General features: G+C 68.4%; 1 pseudogene. It reads right to left on the bottom strand.

Annotated features, from left to right (window positions below):
* Positions 1 to 23: 23 nt before the first annotated feature.
* Positions 24 to 1024 (bottom strand): annotated as a pseudogene (locus ACZ47G_RS39650) (IS5 family transposase).
* Positions 1025 to 1100 lie beyond the last annotated feature (76 nt).

Here is a 1100-nt window from a genome sequence, read left to right as displayed (position 1 = left end):
CTAGGGCGCGTATTCGGTCGTGATCAAGGTGTGGTCCGGGTGAGGTCTTTGATCCAGATCATCGCGCCGCAGAGGTGGAGGCCGGCGAGGTAGCTGGCGGGCGTCTTGTCGTATCGGGTGGCGATGCCCCGCCAGGCCTTCAGTCTGTTGATCAGGCGCTCCACGGTGTTGCGCTCCTTGTAGAGGTCGGCGTCGTGGCTGACGGGCCGTCCGCCCCGGCTGCCCTTCCTCTTCCGGTTGGCGGCCTGGTCCTTCTTCTCCGGGATGACAGCCTTGATCGCGCGTTGGCGCAGGTGGGAGCGGTTGCCGTGGGACGAGTAAGCCTTGTCCCCGGCGACCGCGTCGGGCCGGGTGCGGGGACGGCCGGCCGGCCCGCGGACCCGTAGTTTCCTGAGCACGGGAATGAACTGCGGGCTGTCGGCGGCCTGCCCCTCGGTCAGCACGAACACCAACGGGCGGCACTTCCGCTCACCGGCGACATGGATCTTGCTGGTCTGCCCGCCCCTGGAGCGTCCGAGTAGCGCGGCCTTCAGACGGAGCTTGCGCCGCCGTCGGGCGCGTCGTTGCTCTTCGCGTCCCGGGTCATCGGCGTCGTGTCCGTCTTGTTCCCGCGGGCTGCCCCTTTTTGCCGGGCCTTCTCCGCCTCGTCGGCGGCTTTCTCCAGGGCCGCCAGGGCGTCGGGGCCCAGGTGCATCCCGGCAGCGTCGTGGTGGGCCCGAACGGTGGTGGAATCCACGCTGACCAGCGACAAGTCCACCTCACCCCGCCTCGCGGCCTCCGCAATCGCGCCCTCCAGCAGAGCCTCGAAGACACCCGCGTCACGCCACTGCCGGAAACGATTGGAGACGGTCGACCACGCGCCGAACTCCACCGGCATCTCCCGCCACTGCCCGCCGGTCCTGAACCGCCAGATCACGCCCTCGAACTGCTGCCGCAGCCGCTCCGGATACGGGCCGTACTCGCCGATCGGCAGGTACGGCCCGATGAACTCCCACTCCGCATCCGTCAGTTGGAATCGCGCCACACGACATGGTCTACCGGATCAGACCCCGCCACGAGGGCGAATCCCACAGATTGATCACGACCAAATACGCGCCCTA

It is taken from the genome of Kitasatospora sp. NPDC030952 (genome assembly GCF_055571335.1).
This window is presented reverse-complemented; position numbering and strand designations above follow the sequence as displayed.